Here is a 22,992-nt window from a genome sequence, read left to right as displayed (position 1 = left end):
ATGCGAGACGTGGGCCGACTGGCGTCGGCCCCTTCAAAGAAGTCGGCCCCTTCAAGAAAGTCGGCCCCCTCAAAAAAGTCGGGGCGTTTCGGCACGTTGCAGCAATCGCGATGCTGGCAGTAACCGTGATGGCCGCCGCACCGACGCCGGTGCCCATCACCGAGAAGATCAAGCAGAACCAAGCCGCGATCCATGCGACGCAAGCGCAGCTGCACACAAAGCGGGTCCAGCTGCACGGCGCGCGCTTCAAGGTCATCACCATCGCGCAAGAGCTGGCCGACACGAACAACGGCATCAGCATGGTCAACGCCACGATCGACCAGCTCGACCGCCAGATCAGACAGATCAAACTGCGCTTGGATATCCGCCGCACGCAGCTCGCTGCCACGCGCGCGAGTCTCAACCGTCATCGCACGGCGCTCGACCAACGATTGGTCGACGTCTACGAATACGGCCCCGTGTCATACCTCGATGTGCTGCTCGAGGCGACATCATTCGCCGACTTCGTGGAGCGCTGGGATTTCGTACGCGCGATACTCAAGTCCGATTCGCAGCTCATCGCCGGCATCAACACGGAGCAAGCGCGCTACGAAGGACTCGTCCAAGGCCTCGAACAGGCCAACGCGCAGCTCGCCGCAGCCGAACAAACGCAAGCGAACAAGGAAGCGCAACTCGCCGGCTTGGCCGCGGAACGGCAACAATTGCTCGGAGCAGCGCGAGCGCAGCGCAACGTGATCGCTCAACAGGTCGTCGAACTCGAAGGGTTGAGCGCGGCAGAAGAAGCGCGACTCCAGGCGCTCATCGTCGAGAAGCAACGCGAGGATTATCTGGCCACGCTGGCGGCGCGGCGCGCGGCAGCTGCCGCGCGCCGCGCCGCTGCGATCGCCGCCGGCCTCCCGCCGCCGCCGGAATCGCCGATCGGCGGTCCAGTGACGTTCATCTGGCCCGTGCGTGGTCCGATCACATCGCCGTTCGGCTATCGCACCGATCCGTACACCGGCCGGTACGCCCTGCACTCCGGCGTCGATATCGGCGTGGACTACGGAACGCCGATCCGTGCCGCCGCCGACGGACGCATCATATATGCAGGTTGGTACGGGGGCTACGGCAATCTCATCACTATTGATAACGGCGACGGATATTCCACGCTCTACGCGCACTGCTCAGCCATGTACGTCTCGGTGGATCAGAACGTGCAGCGCGGTCAAGTGATCGGGGCCGTGGGCGCCACGGGCTATGCGACCGGCCCGCATCTTCATTTTGAGATACGTAAGAACGGCGTGCCTTTTGACCCTCTCACCAAGCTCTAAGGTCTGCAGTCCCGCGACGAACGCGCCGGATTTGACGTAAAGTTGACGACAATGCTATTAGGGCTTTAGCAGGCGGTTGGAGAAGAGAGCCGTCCGGGTACAAGCTAGACGGCCACGCCGCAAAATCAAGCAGCCTGCCCCCGATCAGATCGCCGAAAGGACCAACACCGCTCGTGCCGCTTAAATTCCGCATCGCCGCTCTCGCCGCCATCCTTTTCGCCGCAGCCGCCGGCATCGGGTTCACCGTCGCCGCCGCCGAGCGCAACGGTGGAGGCCTCTTCCAGAGCGGGCGACCCGCCTTAGCCCTCTCCGATGGCGGAAATCAGTATTCAAACGCGTCAGTCACGGACGCGACCGGCGGCGATACCAGATCGGGCGGCGTCGACATGCTCGACCGAGCCTTTGAGAAGCTGCACGCCGAGTATTACAAGCCCGTTGAAGACGCTGATCTCCTGAAAGGCGAGCGCGACTCCCTCGCCGCGCTGCTGAAGACCAAAAAAGTCGCGGCGGTGCTGCCGCAAGCATCGGTCTCGGAACCGAACGACGTCTCGAAGGATGAGGATCTTGCAAACCAGATCTTCACCGCCGCGTACGACAAGTATCCGGTGATGAACGGCGGCGACGATGTCGTGTACGCGGCCATCTCCGGCATGCTCGGCTCGCTCGGCGATCCGTATACGGTCTACATGTCGCAGAAAGATACGCAACATTTCAACGAGACGATCCAGGGCGGCGATTTCGGCGGCATAGGCGTCTACATCGAGCAAGACGCCAAATCGAAACAGACGCTCGTGATCGGTCCCATCCAAGACACGCCGGCGGCAAAAGCCGGTCTGCTGCCCGGCGACATCATCGTCTCGGTGGACGGCCATCAGACGAAGAACGTGCCGATCGACTCCGTTATGGGGTACATCCGCGGCGTCGAAGGCTCGACGGTTCACCTCGTCATCTCCCGCGTCGTCGGCAATTCGAAAGCGCAGAAGACGTTTGCGGTGATGCGCGAGCAGATCCACGTGCCATCCGTTTCGTATCGGATGGTGGACGGCAATATCGGCTACGTCCAGCTCTTCATCTTCGGTGAGACGTCGGCCGATGAGATCTCGCACGCGCTCGACGTGCTCGACAAGCGCGGCGCAAAAGCATACATCCTCGACTTGCGCAACAACGGCGGCGGGCTTCTGTACGCTGCCGTGCAGATCGCGTCGAAGTTCATACCCGACGGGCCTATCGTCTCCACGATCGACCGCGACGGTCATGTGGAATCCGAGAGCGCTCAACAAGACGCGATGGCGCCACACCCGCTTGCGGTCCTCGTGAATCAGTACTCGGCGAGCGCATCAGAGATCACTGCGGGAGCACTTCAGGATACGAAGGTCGGCACGCTCATCGGCGTGCGCACCTACGGCAAAGGTGTCGTGCAGACGCTGTATCCGTTCTCCGACTCGAGCGAGTTCAAGATCACGACCGCGCGGTATGTCACCCCGCTTGGCCGAGACATCAATAAGAAGGGCATCGAACCGAACATCGTCGTGCCCATGAGCCCGCAGCTCGTCGGCTATCCGGGCAAGGATGTGCAGTTCGACGCCGCCGTGCAATTCATCAAGAAGCAGATCGCGTTGGTCGGCAGCGTCGGGACCAAGTGATCGAAAGGAATCCCGCCATCATGTGGTCTCGCAGGGGCGCACGCGCCGCTTTCGTCCTCGGTCTTGTGCTCGCGCTGCAGCCTTTCGCTGCTTCGCAGCCGGCGGTCGCCACCGAAAGCGTCGACCGCGATATGCTCACGTATTCGTTTGCGCGCGCGACGACAGAGTTCTATCGGCAGACCGCCGACCAGGTGCTTCTCGACGGCGCGGTCGCCGGCATGCGGCAAGCGATCAAAGAGCACGGCGGCAACGCTTCGAATCTGCCGTCCGTGCATAGCGGCGCGAGCGCCGAAGCGGACAGCGCTTCGCTGGGCCGCGAACTCGATCTCGCCACGAAAGAGTTCGCCCGTTCGGTCGGCGAGCGCGAGCTCGCATATGCCGCGATCCAAGGCATGATGATGTCGCTGCACGACAAATGGACCGTGTTCTTGGATCCCAAGGAATACAAGAATTTCAACACCGTCCTCGACGGCTCCGACTACGCCGGCGTGGGCATCGTCATCGGCATCGATCCCGCGACGAAGAAGATCATGGTGCAGCAGACGATCGACGGCGGCGCGGCCTCGAAGGCCGGCGTCCAGGCCGGCGACGTGATGCTGACGATCGGCGGTCACGACTCCACCGGTTTGAGCATTCTCCAAGCCAGCAAATTGCTGCGCGGCCCGATCGGCAGTTCCGTCACCCTCGTCATGCAGCGGCCCGGCACAGCGTCGCCGATATCGTTCACACTGCATCGCAGCGCGGTGCGTACGCCAAGCGTGCTCGCGCGCATGCTGCCCGGGAATATCGGCTATCTCCAGGTGCTCGTCTTCGGATCGAGCACCGGCTTGGAGACCGACGAGGCGCTAGCGCGGCTCGACAAAGCCGGAGCGGTCGCGTATATCTTGGATCTGCGCAACAACGGCGGCGGTTACCTCAACGCAGCGATCGACGTCTCGTCGAAGTTCATTCCCGACGGCCCGATCGTCTCGATCGATAGCCGCTCAAAGCCGCTCACGACATTCGACGCAGACGACACGGCCATCACGCCGCGGCCGCTTGCGGTGCTCGTCAACGGCAACACGGCGAGCGCGTCGGAGATAACGTCGGGCGCGATTCAGGATAGCAAGGCCGGCGTTATCGTCGGCAGCCGCACCTATGGAAAAGGCGTCGTGCAGACGGTTTATCCCCTGCCCGACGGCAGCGCGATCAAGATCACGACCGCGCGATATCTCACCCCGGACGGCCGCGATCTGAACGCCGTCGGCATCGATCCGGACATCGTCGTGCCGGATGTCGATCCGGCGAGCGTCGGGCAGCTCAATACCGACGGCCAGCTGCGCCGCGCGGTGAGCATCATCCAGTCGCGTCTCGGCGCTCCCCCGGCACCTCCGACGAACTGACGTCTCGCGCAAAACGTCGTCCACCATCCATTTCGTCTACCATCCGAAGGGGCCGACGTCAGTCGGCCCGCTTGCAATTCATAACGTTGGGCCGACTAGCGTCGGCCCCTTCTAGGGAATCGCCCAAGTCGTAGGGGGCAAGCATCGCTTGCCCTGTCGCCGAACAATGGAACAGATGACTATTGGAATCGCGCCGCGGGGCGAAGACGTGGTCTGGTCACCGACTCCCGAAAACATCGCGAACGCAAACGTGACGGCCGCTGCCCGCGCGCTCGGCGTCGACGGCGTTGACGGTTTGCGCGCGCTTGCTCGAGCCGATATCGCCGACTTTTACGATCGGCTCCTGAACCACATCGGCCTCGCGTGGTTCGAGCGCTATAGCACGACACTCGACCTGTCTCGCGGCATGCCGTTCGCGAAGTGGTTCACGGGCGGACGCTATAACGCATCGTATAACTGTCTGGACAAGCACGTGCTCGCCGGCCGCGGCGCAGACGAGGCGCTCGTCTGGGAAGGCGAAGACGGCGCTCTAAGGAGCATGACCTTTGACGAGTTGCTCGCCGCTGTATGCCGGCTCGGCGGAGCGCTGAAATCGCTTGGCATCGTGCCCGGCAATCGAGTCGGGATCTACATGCCGCTCGTGCCCGAGACCGCAATCGCGTTGTTGGCGATCGGCCGGATCGGCGCAATCGCGGTGCCGGCGTTCTCCGGCTATGCTGCCCCGGCACTCGTCGCGAGGCTCGCTGACGCCGAAGCAAAAGCGTTGCTGACCGTGCGCTCTGGGTCGCGCCGCGGAAAATCCGTGCCGATGCTCGATACCGCGATCGAAGCGGCGAGCGCGGTTCCGACGATCGAATTCGTGGTGGCCTTTGGGTCGGAAGCTGCAGGGGCCGACGCCAGTCGGCCCAGGCGCTCGACGTCCTTTGCGATCCACGATTGGACCTCGATCGTCGACGGCCAACCGAACTTCATCGAAGCCGAGCGCACCGCAGCGGATGATCCGTATCTTTTGCTCTACACGTCAGGCTCGACCGGAAAACCGAAAGGCGCTGTGCACGGACACGCCGGTTTTCCGGTCAAAGTGCAGATCGACCAATACCTCTGCTTCGATGTCAAACCGCGCGACCGCATGCTCTGGTTCACCGACATGGGCTGGATGATGGGGCCGTTTCTCGTGCTCGGCGCGCTTGGGCTGGGCGCGACGATCGTATTGTTCGACGGTACGCCTGACTATCCGAGCCCCGACCGCCTTTGGAGCGTCGTCGCGAGGCACCGCATCACGCACCTCGGCATCGCGCCGACGGCGATCCGCGCGCTGATGGCCCACGGCGACGAACATCCGCACAAACACGATCTCTCCAGTCTGCGCATCCTCGGATCAAGCGGCGAAGCCTGGAACCCCGAACCGTATCGCTGGTTCTCGCACCACGTCGGCGCGGATCGCTGTCCGATCATCAACTACTCCGGCGGCACGGAGATCAGCGGCGGCATCTTGGGCTGCTTTCCAACGCAGCCGCTCGTGCCGTGCGCGTTTCACGGGCCGGTGCCCGGCATGGACGCAGATGTCGTGGACGAGAGCGGCGTTTCGCTGCGCGGGCACGTCGGTGAATTGTGCATACGCCAGCCGTGGCCCGGCATGACGCAGTCGTTCTGGCACGACGATCAGCGCTATCTGCAGACGTACTGGTCGCGCATTCCCGGCGTCTGGCTGCACGGCGATTGGTGCAGCGTCGACGAGAGCGGCTACTGGTTCATCCACGGACGCTCGGACGATACGATCAATGTGGCCGGAAAACGCGTCGGACCGGCTGAGTACGAGAGCGCGCTCGTCGCGCACCCGGCGGTCAAGGAAGCGGCTGCGCTGGCCGTGCCGGATTCCGTCAAAGGCGAAGTCGTCGTGTGCCTTGTCGTGTTGCGCCCCGGAACGAAGGCTGACGAGGCATTGCGCGTCGCGCTGGTCGGCGCATGCGCGCATAGTCTGGGCAAAGCGCTCGCGCCAAAGACCGTCCGCTTCGTGAACGATCTCCCGCACACGCGAAACGGCAAGATGATGCGCCGGGTGGCGCGCGCCCGCTATCTGAAGAGCGACGCCCTTGGCGATCTCTCGGCGCTCGAAAATCCGGCGTCACTCGAGGCGATCGATGCCGCCTCGTAACCCGCTCCTCGACGCTCTCACGCGGCGCGTCGTCGTGTTCGACGGCTCGATGGGCGCCACGCTGCAAGCGATGAACCTTTCGGCCGCGGACTTCGGCGGCAAAGAGGGGTGCAACGACCATCTGAGCCTCACCAAGCCCGATGTGATCGGCGCGCTGCATCGCGCTTTTCTCGAGGCCGGCGCCGACGCGCTCGAGACGAACACGTTTCAGGCGTCGCGTCTGAAGTTGGACGAATACGGCCTCGGCGATCAAACGCGCGAGCACAACGTCGCGTCCGCCCGCTTGGCACGCGAGGCGGCCGATGAATACACGAAGCGCGATCCATCGCGGCCGCGTTTCGTCGTGGGCTCGCTCGGCCCGACCGGCATGCTGCCCTCCGCAAACGATCCGGCCCTCTCACGCCTTTCATATGCCGATTTGTTCGAGATCTATCGCGAACAAGCCGATGCGCTGCTTGAGGGCGGCGTGGACGGGCTGCTGGTCGAGACGCAGCAAGATATCCTGGAGACGCGCGCGGCCATCACCGCCTGCGCGCGGGCGGCGCAAGCGCACGCCGATGCGACGGGCGGCGAGCGGGCCGCGGTCCTCGCCTCGGTCTCGCTCGACACGCAGGGCCGCATGCTGCTCGGCACCGATATCGCTGCAGTCTGCGCGATTCTCGAGGCGTTGCCGTGCGACGTCGCCGGTTTGAACTGCAGCACCGGACCGGAGTACATGCGCGATGCCATGCGCTATCTCGCGCAGCACTCATCCAAGTACGTCTCGTGCATACCGAACGCCGGCATTCCGCGCAACGAAGGCGGCCTGGCGATCTATCCGCTCGAGCCTGAGGGCATGCGCGACCATCTGGAATCATTCGTCACCGATTTCGGCGTCAATATCATCGGCGGTTGCTGCGGTTCCGGGCCGGAACACATACGGCTGCTCGCCATCGCCGCAAAAGGCAAGACGCCGCGAACCCCCAAGCCGAAGCCGGATCAGGAAGTCGCGAGCGCGATGACCGCGCTCCAGCTCGCGCAAGAGCCTCGACCGCTCATCGTGGGCGAGCGGCTGAATGCGCAGGGGAGCCGCAAGGTCAAGCGGCTGGTTCTTGCCGACGACTACGATGCGCTCGTGGAAGTGGCGCGCGAGCAGGTGAGCGGCGGAGCCCACGCGCTCGACGTCTGCATGGCGCTGACCGAGCGCGAAGGTGAAGACTCGACCATGGCCGAGATCGTCAAACGTCTCGAGCTCTCGGTCGAAGCGCCGCTCATGATCGACAGCACCGAGGCCAAAGTCGTGCGCCGCGCGCTTGAAACCAATCCGGGGCGCGCGATCATCAATTCCATCAACCTCGAAAACGGGCGATCGCGCATCGACGAAATCTTACCGCTCGCGCTCGAACACGGAGCCGCCGTCGTGGCGCTCACTATTGAGAAATCGATCGGCATGGCCAAGACGCCCGCCGCAAAGGCGGAGGTGGCGCAGATGATCGAGGCGATCTGCTGCGGCGAGTACGGCCTGCCGCGCGGCCGCCTCATCTTCGACGTGCTGACGTTCACGCTCGCCACCGGCCAGCCCGAATATCTCGATGCCGGCGCCAACACGATCGAGGGTATCCGCGCGGTCAAGACGGCGCTGCCCGGCGTGCTGACGGTCTTGGGCGTCTCCAATATCTCGTTCGGTTTGAACCCCGCCGCACGCGCTGTGATCAACAGCGTCTTTCTCTATCATTGCGTGGCGGCCGGTCTCGATCTCGCGATCGTGAATCCGAAGGACATCACGCCGTACGCGCTCATCATGGGCGATGAACGCGAGCTCGCAGAGGACTTGATCTTCAACCGGCGGCCGGACGCGCTGCAGCGCGTCATCACGCGATACGAAGGCGTGAGCGCCGCCACGGCGACCGACGGACAGGCGGAGCCCGACGACGCAGATCTCCCGGTGACCGAACGCATCCATCGCCGCATCCTGCACCGCAAGAAGGAGGGCATCGAAGCGCTCCTCGATGAGGCACTGCGCGATCAGTCGGCGGTCGATCTGCTCAACGGTTGTCTCCTGGGCGCGATGAAGGATGTCGGCGATCGATTCGGCGCGGGCGAGCTCATCCTGCCGTTCGTGCTGCAGTCGGCCGAGGTCATGAAGAAGGCGGTCTCCTACCTCGAGCAGTTCCTTGAGAAAAACGACAGTTACACCAAAGGCATCGTGGTGCTGGCGACGGTCTTCGGCGACGTGCACGACATCGGCAAGAATCTCGTGCATACCATCCTTTCGAACAACGGCTATACGGTGCACGATCTCGGCAAACAAGTGCCGCTGCACGCGATCATCGAGAAAGCCGTGGAGGTCAAGGCAGACGCGATCGGCCTTTCGGCGCTCTTGGTCTCCACGTCGAAGCAGATGCCGCTCTGCCTGCAGGAATTGCATCGCGAGGGTCATGCGTTTCCGGTCATCGTCGGCGGCGCCGCCATCAACCGTGCGTACGTGCAGCGCATCGGCTTCGTGGACCCGGAGACGTATTTTCAGCCCGGCGTCTTCTATGCGAAAGACGCGTTCGAAGGCCTTGCCCTGATGGACACGCTGCAAGATCCGTCGCGGCGCGAAGGCTTGCGCACGCGCGTGGAGATCGAAGCGCGCGATGCCGTCGCCCGGCGCGCGGCGCGGACGGTTCCTGCGGCTGTCGATATGCCGGCGCGTTCAGCTGTCGCGAAAGATGCGCCGATCCCGAAGCCGCCATTTTGGGGTGCGCGCGAGCTGCGCGACATCCGCGTTCCCGATGTGTTCCGCACGCTCGACGTCCGCTCGCTCTACCGCTTGCAATGGGGCGCGAAGAGCGCGAAGGGCGATGCGTGGCGTGCGCTGCTGCATGAGGAGTTCCGGCCGCGTTTCGAACGCATGAAGTCGGAAGCGATCGAGACCGGCTGGCTCGCGCCGCGGGCGATCTTTGGTTTTTTCCCGGCCGCCTCCGACGGCGATGACCTGATCCTGTTCCAGCCGAATGATCCGGCGATCGAACTCGCGCGCTTTTCGTTTCCGCGTCAGCCCGCGATGCCGCGCCTTTGCATCTCGGACTATTTCGCCAGCGTGGACGAGGAGCGCCGCGACGTGGTGGCGCTGCAGGCCGTCACCGTCGGCGCCGAAGCGACCGCGCGCTACACGCGGTTGCAAGCGGCGGGCGAATACGCCGAAGCGTTATACGTGCACGGCCTCGCCGTCGAAGCGGCAGAAGGTCTGGCGGAACTCGTGCATCGCCATATCCGCCGGGAACTGGGTATCGCTGCCGGTCAGGGCAAGCGGTATTCGTGGGGCTATCCGGCCTGTCCGGATATCGAAGAGCACCGGAAGTTCTTCGCGATCATGCCGTGCGATACGATCGGGATGACGATCACCGAGGCGTTCCAGCTCGTGCCCGAGCAATCCACCGTGGCGCTCGTCGTGCACCACCCAGAAGCCACGTACTTCTCCGCGCTCGGCGCCGGCGAGAGCGTGCTCACCGCATCGCTGCCTTAGATGTAGGGCGGACCTTTAAGGTCCGCCGCCGTGTTTATTCGCTCAGCCGACGACGGGGACGACGACATAAGAAAAGGGGCCGACGTGAAGTCGGCCCCTTCAGGGTCAGCGGCCGAGAATGTGGCGGCCGATCACAATGCGCTGGATCTGCTGCGTGCCCTCATAGATCTGCGTGATCTTCGCGTCGCGCATCATGCGTTCCACCGGATACTCGGTCATGTAGCCGTAGCCGCCCACGAGCTGCACCGCATCGGTCGTGACGCTCATCGCGACGTCGCCGCATTTCAATTTGCAGAGCGCGCCCCAATACGTGACGTCATCGGTGGCCAAGTCGCAACGGCGAGCCGCTTCATACAACAGCAAGCGCGCGGCCTGCACCTCAAGATCCATGTCCGCGATCATCCACTGCAGGCCTTGCTGCTTCGACAACGGCTTGCCGAACGCGACGCGCTCCTGCAGATACTTTGCGGCGAAGTCGAGCGCGCCTTGCGCAATGCCGAGCGCTTGCGCGGCAACGCCCGGACGCGATTTGTCCAGCGTCTTCATCGCGATGCGGAAGCCCTCACCTTCGGCGCCTAACAGACGGTTGGCGGGAATCGTGCAGTTTTCCAGCACGACTTCGTTGGTCGGTGACCCGCGAATGCCCATCTTGTGCTCGACCTTGCCCAACTTGAAGCCCGGGTCGTCGGTGTGGCAAATGAAGGCCGAGACGCCCTTCGGACCGAGTTCTTTGTTCGTGGAGGCGAACACGATGCAGATGTCGGCCACGGCGACATTGGTGATGAAGACTTTGGTGCCGTTGAGCACATAGCGATCGCCGTCGCGGACCGCCGTCGTGCGCATGTTGGCGGCGTCCGATCCCGACGATGCTTCGGTGAGCGCGTACGAGGCCATCAGCTCGCCGCTGGAGAGTTTCGGCAGGTACTCTTTCTTCTGTGCCTCATTGCCCGCGATCATGATCGGCAGTCCGCCGAGCTCTTGAACCGCGATGATGAGACCCGACGACGCGCACGCCTTGCTCACTTCTTCGACGACTTTGACGTACGTCGCAAAGGAACCGAGCCCGCCATATTCCTCGGGGAAGGGCACGCTGAAGAGTTCGTTCTCGGCGAATATGTCGCGAATATCTTTAGGATAGTTCCCGGTCGCGTCGATCTCGGCGGCGCGCGGTGCAACTTTTTCGGCCGTGATGCGCCGGACCGTATCCAATATCATGCGCTCCATCTCGAGCGACTCGGCGTTCCGTTCCGGTGCCAGCATGTCGGCGTTTCTCCTCAACGTCTAAAGAACAACGCCCATGGGTTCTGTCCGGCGCAGTGAGCGCCCTTGGTCTGCTCTCAGTTGCAGGGCGGCAGGCGCGCGGAGCAAATGCGGGGCGAATGGATCGCATCGAATGGGGACCGTAAGCCACGTGCTCGCGGAGCGAGCCGATCGGGAAGGCTCCGCCACCGCTCTCGTTTTTCCGGACGAACACGTCGAATTGACGTTCGCCGATATCGCCTCGCGAGCGCGCGACTTTTCGCGAGCGCTCGCGGTCCGCGGGGTATCGGCAGGCGACCGTTTTGCGATCATGATGGGCAATGGGCTCTCATACGTCACGTGCCTGCTTGGTGCGTGGCGGCTGGGCGCGGCCGTCGTGCCCATCGATCCGATGCTCAAGGGTCCTGACGCCCGCGACTTGATCATGGCGAGCGGTGCGAAGGCGCTCGCGATCGATCAGAAACGGCTCGTCGAGCTGCACGGATTGCGCCGCGAGTGCACGACGCTGCGCGCCACGATCGTCGCCGGCGCACGCTCGCCGGAGGACGGAGATATCGAGCTGGACGCGGCGCTTGCGGCGGCCGCACATTCCGATCACCACCAGCTGCTCAATGTCGCGAGCGACGCGGTCGCCGTAGAATCGTATCGCGCGCACACGGACGGTTTCGAACCGGTGCGGCGCACGCATGCCGATCTGCTTTCGGATGCGAACGCGCTGACGTCGGAACTCCATCTCGTCGAGACAGACAGAGCGATCTGCGCGATTCAGCTCGGTCATCGCGACGGCGTGACCGCGCTCGTCGCGGCGCTCACATCGGGCGGACAGTGCGTCGTGCCCGAGCGCTTCGATGGGCGCAGGTTCTGGGAGCTGGTCGCGGCGCAGCGCGCCACGTGGCTCGCGCTCGTTCCTACACAGTTCTACGATCTGCTCTTCGGAGGGCCGCCGCAAAGCGGCAGCCACACCTCAGTCCGTTTAGCGGTCGTCACGGGCAGCGCCATACCGGCGCAAGCGCGCGAAGATTTCGAACAGAAATTTGGCATCCAGATTCGCGGAATACCGCCGGCATGAGCGAGCAGCCGATCTCGCGTTTCCACAGCGTCGCGGATACGGCGCGCTGGATCGCGGCATACCGCGCACAAGAGACCGACAGACCCGACGCGATTTTCCGCGATCCATACGCTCGCACGTTCGCCGGAAACGCCGGCGTCGCGATGGCAGGCTTCAGCCGTCCGGGGAGATCGGCGGCGTGGGCCATGATCGTCCGCACCGCCGTCTTCGACGAATTGATCATGCGCGAGGTGACGGTGGGCGGCTGCGACTGCGTGCTCAATCTTGGCGCCGGTCTCGACACGCGCCCGCAGCGGCTTGCCTTGCCGCCAAATCTGCTGTGGATCGAGGTCGACTTGCCGGCGATGGTCGCTTACAAGAACGAAAGCCTTGCGGGCGTGCCGTCCGCCTGCAGGATCGAGCGTGTGGCAATCGATCTTTCGGAAGAGGGCCCACGTACCGCGCTTTTCGCACGGGTCAATGCGCAGTGCAAGCGCGTGCTGGTCGTGAGCGAAGGTCTGACGGTCTATCTGTCCGAGGAAAACGTGGCACGCTTGGGGCGCGACCTCTACGCGTGTCCGAACTTCGCGCTCTGGCTCATCGATCAAGCATCGCCCGCAATTCTCGACTTCATGCGGCGCGGCTATCACAAGGGTTTAGAGGCCGCGAACGCGCCCATGCTGTTCGGGCCGAAAAACGGTCTAGCGTTTCACGCGGCGCAAGGCTGGGTGCCGCGCGAAGTGCGCGATATGATCGGTGAGGCACGACGGCTCAAACGCGAGATGCGCGGCGCCGCGTTTCTCCGCGCCCTCGGCATATTGCGGGCACGAGACCCGAAGTATTGGTCGGCGATGGCTTTACTGGAACGAAAAACCGGTTAGGTGAGTTGGCGCTGCAGGATCTGGATCTCGTCGAGTAGCCGGAGCACGACATCGACGCCGGCCAGATTCAGGCCGCAGATGTCCGTGAGCCGGCGGATCGTGGAGAGCCGGTCGACGTCCGCAGCGGTGTAGAAGCGCACCTCGTTGACGATTGTGGGCCGCAAAAGTCCCGCCCGCTCGTAGCGCACGAGCGTCTCCGGCTGCACGTCGAAATGGCCTGCGATCGCCGTGATCGCATAGAGCCCGTCGACCGTCTCAGTGTCCATCAGCGTGCCTTCGCTAGTTCTGCCAGTTGTTTGAAAAGTTCTCGCTCCGCGTCCGTCAGATTCGTCGGCACCTGCGCCGCGAGCTTGACGTAAAGATCGCCAAACCCATTGCCCGAGCCGACGCGAGGCATGCCCTTGCCGGTCACGCGCAACGTGCGGCCGTTCTGGGAGCCGGGTGGAACCTTGACGTCGATCTGACCCGTCATCGTCGGCACCGTGATCTCGCCGCCGAGCACGAGCGTGTAGACGCTGACCGGGTGCTCGATATAGAGATCGTCGCCGCGCCGCTCGAAAACCGGATCGCGGCCGATGCGCATCACCATGTAGAGGTCGCCGTTCTGACCTCCGCCTAAGCCGGGCCCGCCCTGACCGGCAAGCCGTATGCGTTGGCCGTCGCGAACGCCCGCGGGGATGGTGACATCAAGCGTGCGCTGCGCGGCGACGGTGCCGGTGCCCCGGCACTGGTGACAGAGCTTGCCGTTGTCGCTGCCCGTGCCGTGGCAGCGCGGGCACGCGCTCTGCGTCTGCAGCGATATCGAACGCGGGCCGCCCGAAAATGCTTCGCGTAACGAGAGGTGCAACTCCGATTCGATGTCTTGTCCGCGCATGCCGCGCTGACCGCGCCGCACACTCCCGGCGGCGCCACCGCCGCCCGCGTTGCGGCCGATGTTGCCGAAGAATGCCTGGAAGAAATCGGAAAAACCGGCGTCTTCAAAATCGCCGTTCTCGAAATGGACGCTCTGCCCGCCCATGCCGCCAGGCCATTGGCCGTAACCGGGCGGCGGCGCTTGCGCGCGCGATTGCCAATCCGGCCCCAGCGTGTCGTAGGTCTTGCGCTTTTCGGGATCGCCGAGCACTTCGTATGCCTCGGCGATCTCTTTGAATTTCTCTTCGGCTTCTTTTTTCTTATTGGGGTTGACGTCGGGATGCCACTTGCGGGCAAGTTTGCGGTAGGCGGACTTGATCTCTTTTGCCGTCGCAGACTTGGGCACGTCCAGGATTTTGTAGTAATCCTTATATTGGACGGCCATATCAGTCGGCCGTTGAGACGATCACTTGTGCCGGGCGTAAGACTTCGTCGCCGATTCGATACCCTTTGCGAGCTTCGTCGAGCACCGTATGTTCGGCCACATCGGCGTTCGGGCGAGTGGCAACCGCCTCCGCGACGGCAGGATCGAACGGGCGCCCGACCACTTCGATCGGCCGCACGCCCTCGTTTTCAAGCAACGTCGTGAACTGCTTCACCGTGGCGAGCAGGCCGTCGACGAGCTGCTCGGCAGCAGCGCCCTGTTCGCGATATGCGGCGGCGCGATAGAGATTGTCGAGCACTCCCAGGACTCGCTTGAGCAGATCGCGGCGGCCTTCCGCCGATCGGTCGGCAGTCGTGCGGTCCACTCGCTTCTTGTAGTTCTCGAAATCCGCAAGCGAGCGCAGATAGCGGTCGCGCTGTTCATCGGCATCGGCGCGCGCGGCCGCAAGCTCTGCCTTCAGCCGCGCGACATCGCCGTCGGCCTGCCCATCTGCGCGCTGGTCCGCCGGCGCAGCGTCGTCGATTCCGGGCACCGGCGCGCCCGACAATGAATCGAACTCGTCAACCGGATTTAGATCGGGCATTCTGCCTTTACCGTTCTTTGAACTCTGCGTCGATGACATCGCCGTCGGGCGAAGATGCGGCTCCGGCCCCTGCCGTCTCCTGACCTTCAGACGACGTGGTGCCGTTGCCGGTGGTCGAACCGTCGCCGCCGCTCGCTCTGGCCTGCTCGTAGATGTGCTGGCCCAGCTTGAGCGAGATCTCTTGCAGCTGATCCGACGCCTTCGTGAGTTCCTCAGGCGAGCCCGTCTTGAGCAGCGACTTGAGATTGTCCAGCGCCTTTTCGACGTCTTGTCGATCTGAAGCTGCCGCTTTGTCGCCGACTTCTTTCAGCGTCTTCTCCGTCACGTACACGAGTTGATCGGCACGATTGCGCGCGTCCGCCGCCTCGCGCTGCTTGCGGTCGTCGTCGGCGTGCGATTCGGCTTCGCGGACCATGCGATCGACTTCATCCTTGGAAAGATTGCTCGACGCAGTGATCGTGATGCGCTGTTCCTTACCCGTGCCGAGATCTTTGGCGCTCACGTGCGTGATGCCGTTCGCGTCGATATCGAAGGCGACTTCGACCTGCGGCACGCCGCGCGGCGCTGGCGCGATGCCCTCGAGCCGGAACTGGCCGAGCGCCTTGTTGGCGCGCGCCATCTCGCGCTCGCCCTGGAAGACGCTGATGTCCACCGACGTCTGGCCGTCTTCGGCCGTGGTGAACGTCTGCGACTTGCGCGTGGGGATCGTGGTGTTGCGTTCGATGAGCTTGGTCATGACGCCGCCGAGCGTCTCGAGACCGAGCGAGAGCGGCGTGACGTCCAACAGCACGACGTTGTGCACGTCGCCCGAGAGCACACCGGCTTGGATCGCAGCGCCTACGGCCACGACTTCATCCGGATTGACGCCCTGATGCGGTTCTTTGCCCGTGAGCTGCTTGACGAGCTCCACGATCGCCGGCATGCGCGTGGATCCGCCGACGAGCACGACTTCTTGGATCTCCTTGACGGTGAGCTTCGCATCCGCGAGCGCCTGCTCGAACGGTTTGCGGCAGCGGTTGGTCAGATCTTCCGTCAGCTGCTCGAACTTGGCGCGCGTCAGCGTGTAGTCCAAATGCTTCGGACCGTTCTGGTCTGCGGTCACAAAGGGCAGGTTGATGGATGTCTGAGTCATGGACGAGAGCTCGACCTTGGCTTTTTCGGCGGCTTCGGTCAAGCGCTGCAGCGCCTGCCGGTCACCCGACAGATCGATGCCTTGATCTTTCTTGAACTCAGCGACCAGCCAGTCGACGATGCGCTTGTCGTAGTCGTCGCCGCCGAGACGTGTGTCGCCGTTGGTGGACTTGACTTCGAAAACGCCGTCGCCCACTTCGAGCACCGAGACGTCGAACGTGCCGCCGCCCAAGTCCCAGACGAGAATGGTCTCGTTGCCCTTCTTGTCCAGGCCGTACGCAAGTGCGGCGGCGGTCGGCTCATTGATGATGCGCAAGACTTCGAGGCCCGCAATGCGGCCCGCGTCTTTCGTGGCCTGGCGCTGTGCGTCGTTGAAGTACGCAGGCACCGTGATGACCGCTTGCGTGACCTTCTCGCCGAGATACGTGCTCGCATCGTTGGCGAGTTTCTGCAGCACCATGGCAGAGATCTCTTGCGGCGTGTAATTCTTGCCGTCAATGGTCACCTTGAAATCGGTGCCCATATGCCGCTTGATCGATGAGACGGTGCGGTCCGGATTGGTGATGGCTTGGCGTTTCGCGAGCTGGCCGACGAGCCGCTCGCCGCTCTTCGTGAACGCGACGACAGACGGCGTCAGTCGGCTGCCTTCCGAATTGGTGATGACTGTGGGCGTCGTCCCCTCCATACAGGCCACGACCGAGTTGGTCGTGCCGAGATCTATGCCGACGACTTTTGCCATGATGATTGGTTCCTCCGAGATACTTGTGAATCCGATATTTTTGAATGTAGTAGGGCGAGCATCGCTCGCCCTCTCTGTTCACGCTATTCCGCGCAGGGCGAGCGTTTTGCTCGCCCTGCTACGAAGAAGCGGGGTTGGCGACGCGCGTATCAGCCTTGCGGAAGGTTGAAGTTGTTCTCGTCTCCGAGGGTGACGTCCACGGGTTGGACGTTGCCCTGCCGCCACACCACGAGAGTCGCCTTTTCGCCGACCTTCATGGCCTTGATGACTTTGGTCACGTCGTCCGGCGATGCCACAGACTGACGATTGATCTGCTCGATGACGTCGCCTTGCTGCAAGCCTGCCTGATCGGCCGGACTGCCCTGCACGACCGCGGCGACGAGCACGCCCGTCTTGCCGTTATAGCCGAGGTAGTTGCGCCAGCGCGTGTCAAGCGGCGCCATCTGGACACCGATGAACGGGTGCGTCGCGGCGATATACTTTCCGCTCTGAATGTCGGCGAGAATGGGTCCGGCATTGTGCATCGGCACGGCAAAGCCGATGTTCTGCGCGCCCGAATCCACGACCGCGTTGATGCCCACGACTTCGCCCGTATCGGTGATCAGCGGGCCGCCGGAATTGCCGGGGTTGATCGGCGTGGTGATCTGAATGAGGTCGTTGTAGTGGATCGTCGGGATGTCCGCCTCACCGCCGGCCGTGATGCCTTGGCGGTCGACGTTGGCGACGATGCCGAACGAGACCGAGTTCTGCAACTCGACCGGCTCGCCGATCGCCAGCACGAACTCTCCCTGCTGGAGAATGCGTGAATCTCCGATGGGCAACGCGGGCGGAAGATTCGACCCCGTGATCTTGACGAGCGCGACGTCGTCCTGCATGTCTTTGCCGACGACCGACCCTGCGAACTTGCGGCCGTTGGAGAGCAACACTTGGATGTTATCCGCTTTGTACACGACGTGGGCATTGGTGGCGATATACGCGGTGTCGCCGTCACGCTGATAGATGAAGCCCGAGCCGGACGCGGTCGCGGTGAACGGCTGAGCGCCCTGCGGGCCGAAGAACTGTTTGAAGAACGGATCTTGGCCGAACGGATTATAGAACTGCTGGACACCATGCACGGTCGATTTGATCAGGACCACGGACGGTTCCGACTGCTTGACGGCCTCGATGATCCGCTGTTCGATGTCGGGATTGAGATTCGCGTGGAGCGCCGCTGCGGAGGCGACGTTCTGGTTTTGCGCCGCTGCGGATCCCAGGATCTTGCCCGACGCGCAAGCGACGATCAATGCTCCGACGAGTACGCCGAGGATTCCGGTGAGGAGAAACCCGATGGACGTGCGCACTTGACTTGCCATGTGAACTATTCGACTCCCTGTGAAAATCGCGCCACGGTTTGCGAGGGCCCGAGCCATTCGGCCCCTGTACCCCGGGCCAGCGGAAGACTAACCGCGGATGCGGCCGCGCGCGGACGATTGGTGCCCTGCATCAGTGTACCCGATATACGCCGTGAAAGTTCCGGGAAATGCCCAGCTCGGTGTCCCGCATCAATTCGAGGTTGGCTTGCGTTTCGCTTACTTTTAGCACTATAGCATCGAGAGTGCTAACCGTCAATATGGGCGGTTGTCCCGAGGGATTGGCGACCCGGACCACATAATTAACGACCCCTTAAGAAGAGACATGCGGCCATTTCGTGGTGCGCGTGCTTTGGCGTATTCCTACCATTCGCTTTTTGCTCGCAGCGAGGAAAACAAAATGTGGACGTATCGTAAACTGGCCGGAGCGCTTATCGCCTTCGCCTTGATCGGCGCGTTCTGCTCGGCGACCGCCTTCGCGGGTACTTCGGGCAACATCTCGGGCAAAGTCACAAGCACATCCGGAGCACCGCTCGCCGGCGTGCAAGTGTCCGCCGTGGCGCCGACGGGGACGTACAGGACGACCACCAACGCAAACGGGTTCTACGCGATCACCGGAGTGCCGTCTGATACGTACAGCATCACGTTTTCACTGAACGGTTACGACCCGCTCAACGAGCAAGGCATCAATGTCTTCGCCGATCAGACCGCGACCGTCGACGGTCAGATGCGGCTTTCGACCAAAACGCTTGGTCGAGAGATCGTGCACGGCGTGACGGGCGGTGCGTATCAGCCCAAGCAGACGGTGGATACGTACACCGTGACGCAAGCCCAGATCAACACGATCCAGGGCAACGCGATGAACATCAGCGAGACAAATCTCATCACGTCTCTGCCCGGTGCTGCTGCCGACTCCTCTGGTTACCCGACGATTCGCGGCGGTCGCGAAAATGAGGAAGGCTTTGCATTCGAAGGGATTCCCTACACCGACGCGTTTACCAACCAGTTCACCAATACGCTTGCCACGCCCGGTCTCGGCCTCCTGAGCGTCCAGTTGACGCCCGGCGCCGGAAGCGCAGCATTCGGCAATAACGGAACTGGAACGCTCAATCTCATCGCCAAGCGCGGCACGTATCCGGGCTACGCCACCGTACAATTCGCGAGCGGCGGCCCGAATTTTTTCCACGCCATGAACGGCGAGTTCGGCACGGGCGCACCGGATGGCCGGTGGTCGGCATACGTCGCATTCTCGGGCCAGAACACGGGCTTCCGGCCAGGTAACGATGCGGCGCCCTCCGCGCAGCTGCTCACATTCTCGGATACAAAGATGGAAGTCGATCGCGAACTGTTGGGCAATTTCACCTATCGCTTCGGCTCGAACAACAGCAAGGAAGTCCAGCTTTTCGTCGATGACGCGAATCACGAGTTCTTGGGTTCGAATGGCGGCAATCCGTATTGCTTCACGAGCTGCGACCAGGAATTTCGAGATACGATCAACGGTCCGCTAGGGCCGATCCTGACAAACGCGCAGTTCGGCGAGATCACGGGTCTGGATCCGTATCAGTCAAACCCCTTCGAAACGCTCGCACAGGCGAATCGAAATCCGTTCACCTACTACCAGCCGAACCACGCCTACAAACTGCAGTTCAACGACAATATCGATGCGTCCACATTCCTCACGGCGATGTTCTACAAAGTGAATGCCGTCACGACATTCGACTTCCCCTCGTGGGAGTCGTTCGGCGGCATCATCCAGCAAGGCGGTTTCGACAACGGCGTGAGCGCCAATTTGACGAAGCAGCTCGGCGACAAGAACTTGCTGAAACTCGGCGCCAGTTATGCGTACCTGCGGCCGGTCTACGACGAACCGGCGCAAGGCTACGGTCTGTATGCGACGCTGTTCGGAGGCGGCGATCCGATCACCGGACTGGGCGCGTTCGAATACGCCGACTTTTTACCGCCGACGGATCCCAGTTGCCCGGCATACGTCCCGGCGCTCGGCGGAGCGATTCCATGCGGCTACTTGGCGACGTACTTCCCCAACGGCATTCCGCGCGTGCCCGCAAACGAAGAGGCGTCCATCTCAAACCGTCAGGACATGTCGTTCTTCATCGACGACACGATTTCAGCGACCTCGCGTCTCAAGATCGAACCCGGATTACGCATGGACGGCGCGAACTATCGCCTGCCTGCTCCGGCTGTCGATCCCTACACCTGCACGACGCTCTACTTGCCGGCGACGTGGAACACGAATGTGACGTCCGGCTGTCCTATCGCGACATTCAACGTGACGAAGGATGAGACACAACCGCGCATCGTCGAGCCGCGTCTCTCGGGTTCTTATGAGATGGGCAACAGCAACTCCGTGCGCGTTTCCTATGGCCGATCGGTCGAGTTCCCGCCGCTGGGCCAGATAGACTTCTACGATCCGCCGTGGTACTACGCGGCGTTCGATAGAATCCCGTCATACGACAATCTCGGAACGGCACTGACCGGATCGAATCAAGTGGCCCAATGCGGCATTTCCGGTTTCAACGTGCCCTGCAAGAACTACGGCGAACAATTGGTGTGGGAGAACCAGAACTTCTTCCAAGGCGTGCCGCTGCAACCTGTGAAGCCGGAGTTGTTCGACAACTACGACTTCTCGTATTCGCACCAATTCCCCAACGGTTTTGCCGCAAAGCTGACGCCATGGTATCGCCGCGGCTACGACGCGACGGCATCGGTCGCTTCACCGCGTCTTGGCCCGACTGGCCAGCCGCTTCGCAATCCGGACGGGTCGTATCAGTTCTTGCCCCCGGTCGTCACGAACAAAGGCACGAATCATGCGACCGGCGTCGAGTTTCTCGTGACAAAGGAGGGCGCGGAAGGGCTTACCGGTCAGTTCACCGCCACCTACATCAACGAGTTCTCGAACGTCATCCCTCTGAGCCGCAGCGAGGACTTCTTCCCGTCCATTCCACCGGCGTCGCTGCTGCTGGGCAATCTCTACCGAGTGGGCTTCGTGTCGCCGTTCCAGACATCGCTCGACTTGAACTATCAGACGAAGAGCGGATGGCGCGTAAGCCCGCAGGTCACCTACAACATCGGCTATCCGAACGGAGCGGGAATCTACACCGCGGCGTTCATCAACGGCGTTCCGTACAACATCTATAACACGAATTTCTCCGGCGCGATCAACACGGCGCCTAACGGTACGACGCAATACGTCGACCCCGAAGATCCGGGTTCGCTCTTCAACCCGCATATCGACGCCACGCGCGGCACGCCCGAGGGCCCGTTCGCTGGGTCAAAATTGAGCCACCCGGCAAGCCTCACAAACCTCACGATTGAGTACGACCACAACAGCCACGCGGCGGTTGGATTTACGGTGTTCAACCTGTTCAACTCGCTCTACGGCGGACCGGGGCTGAACCCGTACTATCAACCGGTCGCGACAGGCTTCGCCGGCCCGCTCACGGGCCAAAATCCAGCGGCGGCGGCGTACCCGACGCTCGGCAACGCCAACTACGGAGCGATCATTCGCGGTCAAGACGCGTATATCAACTCACCGAATGGTTCGCGAACCTACTATCTCTACTACCAGACGAAACTGTGAGGGAAAACCGGTGAAGAATCGATATATCCTCGGAATAGTATCCGCCGGCGCTTTGCTCGCAGGCTGCTCAACGAATGGCTCGGGAATCAACCCGCCGGTCTCCCATGGGAACCTCGGCGCCGACAAACTCCAAATGGCGGTCGGCACGGCAAACATCGCGTTCGACGGCACCGTCGGATTGAACGTCGTCACCACGTTCCGCCAGCCGAATGGATTGTCGGCTGTGTTACTCGATACGCCGACGATCACCGGGCCCGCCGGCTTCGTGGTGACTGGAAACGCGCCCGCGAACGATGCAGGCACGGATCACATCAGCGGATCGCCGCAGACTGCCCCAGGTCCCACGACCTTCGGCACCGCCGGCGGTGCGTTCAAGTACGGATTCGCGCCTTACAACTCCGACAACCTCGGCGACCCGTATCCGAACGGACCGGCTCTTTACGCTGAGCCGTTCTACTCGGGCGACGCAGTCCCGATCGCAGGCGGCCCACCGGCTTACCCGTTCTTCAACAACGGAACGTTCATCAGTGGATTCCAAGGCTATTCGCAGGGCTTCAACGCGTTCGAAACACCGGTCACCGTTGGTTCGTATTCGTTGACGGTCAACGTGCCTGGCACGTCCGGGCCCGGAAGGAACTTCACGGCTACGGCGACGCTGGCAAGCGCGGTGCCTCTGCCAGCGCTCGGCGCGCCGTCGTTCGTGGAAGACGGGGCCGGCGGCGGCACCGCTTCGGTCACCGTTCCCGCGGACCCGCGCATCTTCGAGACGATGATCTACATAGCCGATCTGAACGCGTCGACGTTCTTCACGCTTGGGCCATTCAATGGAACCGGTTCGGTCGGCGGGGCGTTGCCCGATACGCTTGGACCATGCAACGGCAACGACTGTCAAAACGGCTCAGGCGCAACGCCTTCGCTGCCGGCCGGAGACTCGTATCTGGTCTACGCGATCTCGTACGATTATCCGGCGTTCGAAGCGTCGCCGCCGGGCAGCTCGTCGCAGACGCCGGCGATCACCGGCCCGAACAGCGGCGGCCAGGCTGACATCTCGATGTCGCAGGTCTTCGCGGGAACGTACCTCGTGCGCGGTTCGTCGCACATTCGCCCGCATCGGCACTAACGCGAT

At 62.8% G+C, this 22,992-nt stretch carries 15 protein-coding genes; 9 read left to right on the top strand and 6 right to left on the bottom strand.

The annotated features are described in order from the left end of the window. The first annotated feature begins 110 nt into the window (after positions 1-110). The 5 genes from VKT51_09530 (at position 111) to metH (ending at position 9,980) form a co-directional block, all read left to right on the top strand. Positions 111-1,310 (top strand): peptidoglycan DD-metalloendopeptidase family protein, encoded by a 1,200-nt coding sequence (locus VKT51_09530; GenBank protein ID HLJ84398.1) that lies wholly within the window; start codon positions 111-113, stop codon positions 1,308-1,310. Positions 1,311-1,483: 173 nt separating this feature from the next. After that, a complete protein-coding gene (locus tag VKT51_09525) occupies positions 1,484-2,953 on the top strand; it encodes a S41 family peptidase (protein ID HLJ84397.1) in 1,470 nt (489 codons plus the stop codon). Between the two features lie 20 nt (positions 2,954-2,973). Continuing rightward, entirely contained in the window at positions 2,974-4,335 is a 1,362-nt protein-coding gene (locus VKT51_09520) for a S41 family peptidase (protein HLJ84396.1), read from the top strand. Positions 4,336-4,510: 175 nt separating this feature from the next. Next, entirely contained in the window at positions 4,511-6,490 is a 1,980-nt protein-coding gene (locus VKT51_09515; GenBank protein ID HLJ84395.1) for an AMP-binding protein, read from the top strand. Then, positions 6,477-9,980, top strand: a complete 3,504-nt coding sequence (metH, locus tag VKT51_09510) for a methionine synthase (protein ID HLJ84394.1) — start codon at positions 6,477-6,479, stop codon at positions 9,978-9,980. Before VKT51_09515 ends, metH begins: the two co-directional genes overlap by 14 nt. Positions 9,981-10,085: 105 nt before the next feature. Here the strand turns inward: metH and VKT51_09505 are convergent, their stop codons facing one another. Beyond that, on the bottom strand, positions 10,086-11,240 hold the full coding sequence (locus VKT51_09505; GenBank protein ID HLJ84393.1) for an acyl-CoA dehydrogenase family protein: 1,155 nt from the start codon (positions 11,238-11,240) through the stop codon (positions 10,086-10,088). A 133-nt stretch (positions 11,241-11,373) separates the two neighbouring features. Between VKT51_09505 and VKT51_09500 the strand changes: the two genes are divergently transcribed. Further along, complete coding sequence (locus VKT51_09500; protein HLJ84392.1) at positions 11,374-12,309, top strand: class I adenylate-forming enzyme family protein; 936 nt, start codon at positions 11,374-11,376, stop codon at positions 12,307-12,309. Continuing rightward, positions 12,306-13,169 (top strand): SAM-dependent methyltransferase, encoded by an 864-nt coding sequence (locus VKT51_09495; GenBank protein HLJ84391.1) that lies wholly within the window; start codon positions 12,306-12,308, stop codon positions 13,167-13,169. The genes VKT51_09500 and VKT51_09495 overlap by 4 nt, the downstream gene beginning before the upstream one ends. Here VKT51_09495 and VKT51_09490 read toward each other — a convergent pair. The 5 genes from VKT51_09490 to VKT51_09470 all read right to left on the bottom strand — a co-directional run bounded on the left by VKT51_09490 (position 13,166) and on the right by VKT51_09470 (position 18,271). Further along, on the bottom strand, positions 13,166-13,435 hold the full coding sequence (locus VKT51_09490) for a MerR family transcriptional regulator (GenBank protein HLJ84390.1): 270 nt from the start codon (positions 13,433-13,435) through the stop codon (positions 13,166-13,168). The genes VKT51_09495 and VKT51_09490 overlap by 4 nt on opposite strands. Beyond that, positions 13,435-14,466, bottom strand: coding sequence for a J domain-containing protein (locus tag VKT51_09485; GenBank protein ID HLJ84389.1), 1,032 nt, complete (start codon positions 14,464-14,466; stop codon positions 13,435-13,437). Before VKT51_09485 ends, VKT51_09490 begins: the two co-directional genes overlap by 1 nt. A 1-nt stretch (position 14,467) precedes the next feature. After that, positions 14,468-15,049, bottom strand: coding sequence for a nucleotide exchange factor GrpE (locus tag VKT51_09480; protein HLJ84388.1), 582 nt, complete (start codon positions 15,047-15,049; stop codon positions 14,468-14,470). A 7-nt stretch (positions 15,050-15,056) separates the two neighbouring features. Further along, positions 15,057-16,919 (bottom strand): molecular chaperone DnaK, encoded by a 1,863-nt coding sequence (gene dnaK / locus VKT51_09475; GenBank protein HLJ84387.1) that lies wholly within the window; start codon positions 16,917-16,919, stop codon positions 15,057-15,059. 149 nt (positions 16,920-17,068) lie between these two features. Further along, positions 17,069-18,271 carry a trypsin-like peptidase domain-containing protein gene (locus VKT51_09470; protein HLJ84386.1) on the bottom strand — a complete coding sequence of 401 codons (1,203 nt, stop codon included), beginning with the start codon at positions 18,269-18,271 and terminating at the stop codon, positions 17,069-17,071. Positions 18,272-18,668: 397 nt separating this feature from the next. Between VKT51_09470 and VKT51_09465 the strand changes: the two genes are divergently transcribed. Then, positions 18,669-21,866 (top strand): carboxypeptidase-like regulatory domain-containing protein, encoded by a 3,198-nt coding sequence (locus VKT51_09465; GenBank protein ID HLJ84385.1) that lies wholly within the window; start codon positions 18,669-18,671, stop codon positions 21,864-21,866. Between the two features lie 10 nt (positions 21,867-21,876). Beyond that, on the top strand, positions 21,877-22,986 hold the full coding sequence (locus VKT51_09460) for a hypothetical protein (GenBank protein ID HLJ84384.1): 1,110 nt from the start codon (positions 21,877-21,879) through the stop codon (positions 22,984-22,986). Positions 22,987-22,992 lie beyond the last annotated feature (6 nt).

The organism is Candidatus Eremiobacteraceae bacterium (assembly GCA_035295225.1).
Classification (GTDB): Bacteria; Vulcanimicrobiota; Vulcanimicrobiia; order Eremiobacterales; family Eremiobacteraceae; genus JABCYQ01.
Note: the sequence above shows the minus strand (reverse complement) of the source record. Positions and strands in the feature narration are given on the sequence as shown.

Bases quoted from the DNA above. Each gene is read 5' to 3' on its own strand.
- VKT51_09485 (HLJ84389.1), bottom strand. From the start codon at position 14,466: ATGGCCGTCCAATATAAGGATTACTACAAAATCCTGGACGTGCCCAAG.
- VKT51_09490 (HLJ84390.1), bottom strand. From the start codon at position 13,435: ATGGACACTGAGACGGTCGACGGGCTCTATGCGATCACGGCGATCGCA.
- VKT51_09470 (HLJ84386.1), bottom strand. From the start codon at position 18,271: ATGGCAAGTCAAGTGCGCACGTCCATCGGGTTTCTCCTCACCGGAATC.
- VKT51_09520 (HLJ84396.1), top strand. From the start codon at position 2,974: ATGTGGTCTCGCAGGGGCGCACGCGCCGCTTTCGTCCTCGGTCTTGTG.
- dnaK (HLJ84387.1), bottom strand. From the start codon at position 16,919: ATGGCAAAAGTCGTCGGCATAGATCTCGGCACGACCAACTCGGTCGTG.
- VKT51_09500 (HLJ84392.1), top strand. From the start codon at position 11,374: ATGGGGACCGTAAGCCACGTGCTCGCGGAGCGAGCCGATCGGGAAGGC.
- VKT51_09465 (HLJ84385.1), top strand. From the start codon at position 18,669: ATGTGGACGTATCGTAAACTGGCCGGAGCGCTTATCGCCTTCGCCTTG.
- VKT51_09495 (HLJ84391.1), top strand. From the start codon at position 12,306: ATGAGCGAGCAGCCGATCTCGCGTTTCCACAGCGTCGCGGATACGGCG.
- VKT51_09505 (HLJ84393.1), bottom strand. From the start codon at position 11,240: ATGCTGGCACCGGAACGGAACGCCGAGTCGCTCGAGATGGAGCGCATG.
- VKT51_09515 (HLJ84395.1), top strand. From the start codon at position 4,511: ATGACTATTGGAATCGCGCCGCGGGGCGAAGACGTGGTCTGGTCACCG.
- VKT51_09530 (HLJ84398.1), top strand. From the start codon at position 111: ATGCTGGCAGTAACCGTGATGGCCGCCGCACCGACGCCGGTGCCCATC.
- VKT51_09480 (HLJ84388.1), bottom strand. From the start codon at position 15,049: ATGCCCGATCTAAATCCGGTTGACGAGTTCGATTCATTGTCGGGCGCG.
- metH (HLJ84394.1), top strand. From the start codon at position 6,477: ATGCCGCCTCGTAACCCGCTCCTCGACGCTCTCACGCGGCGCGTCGTC.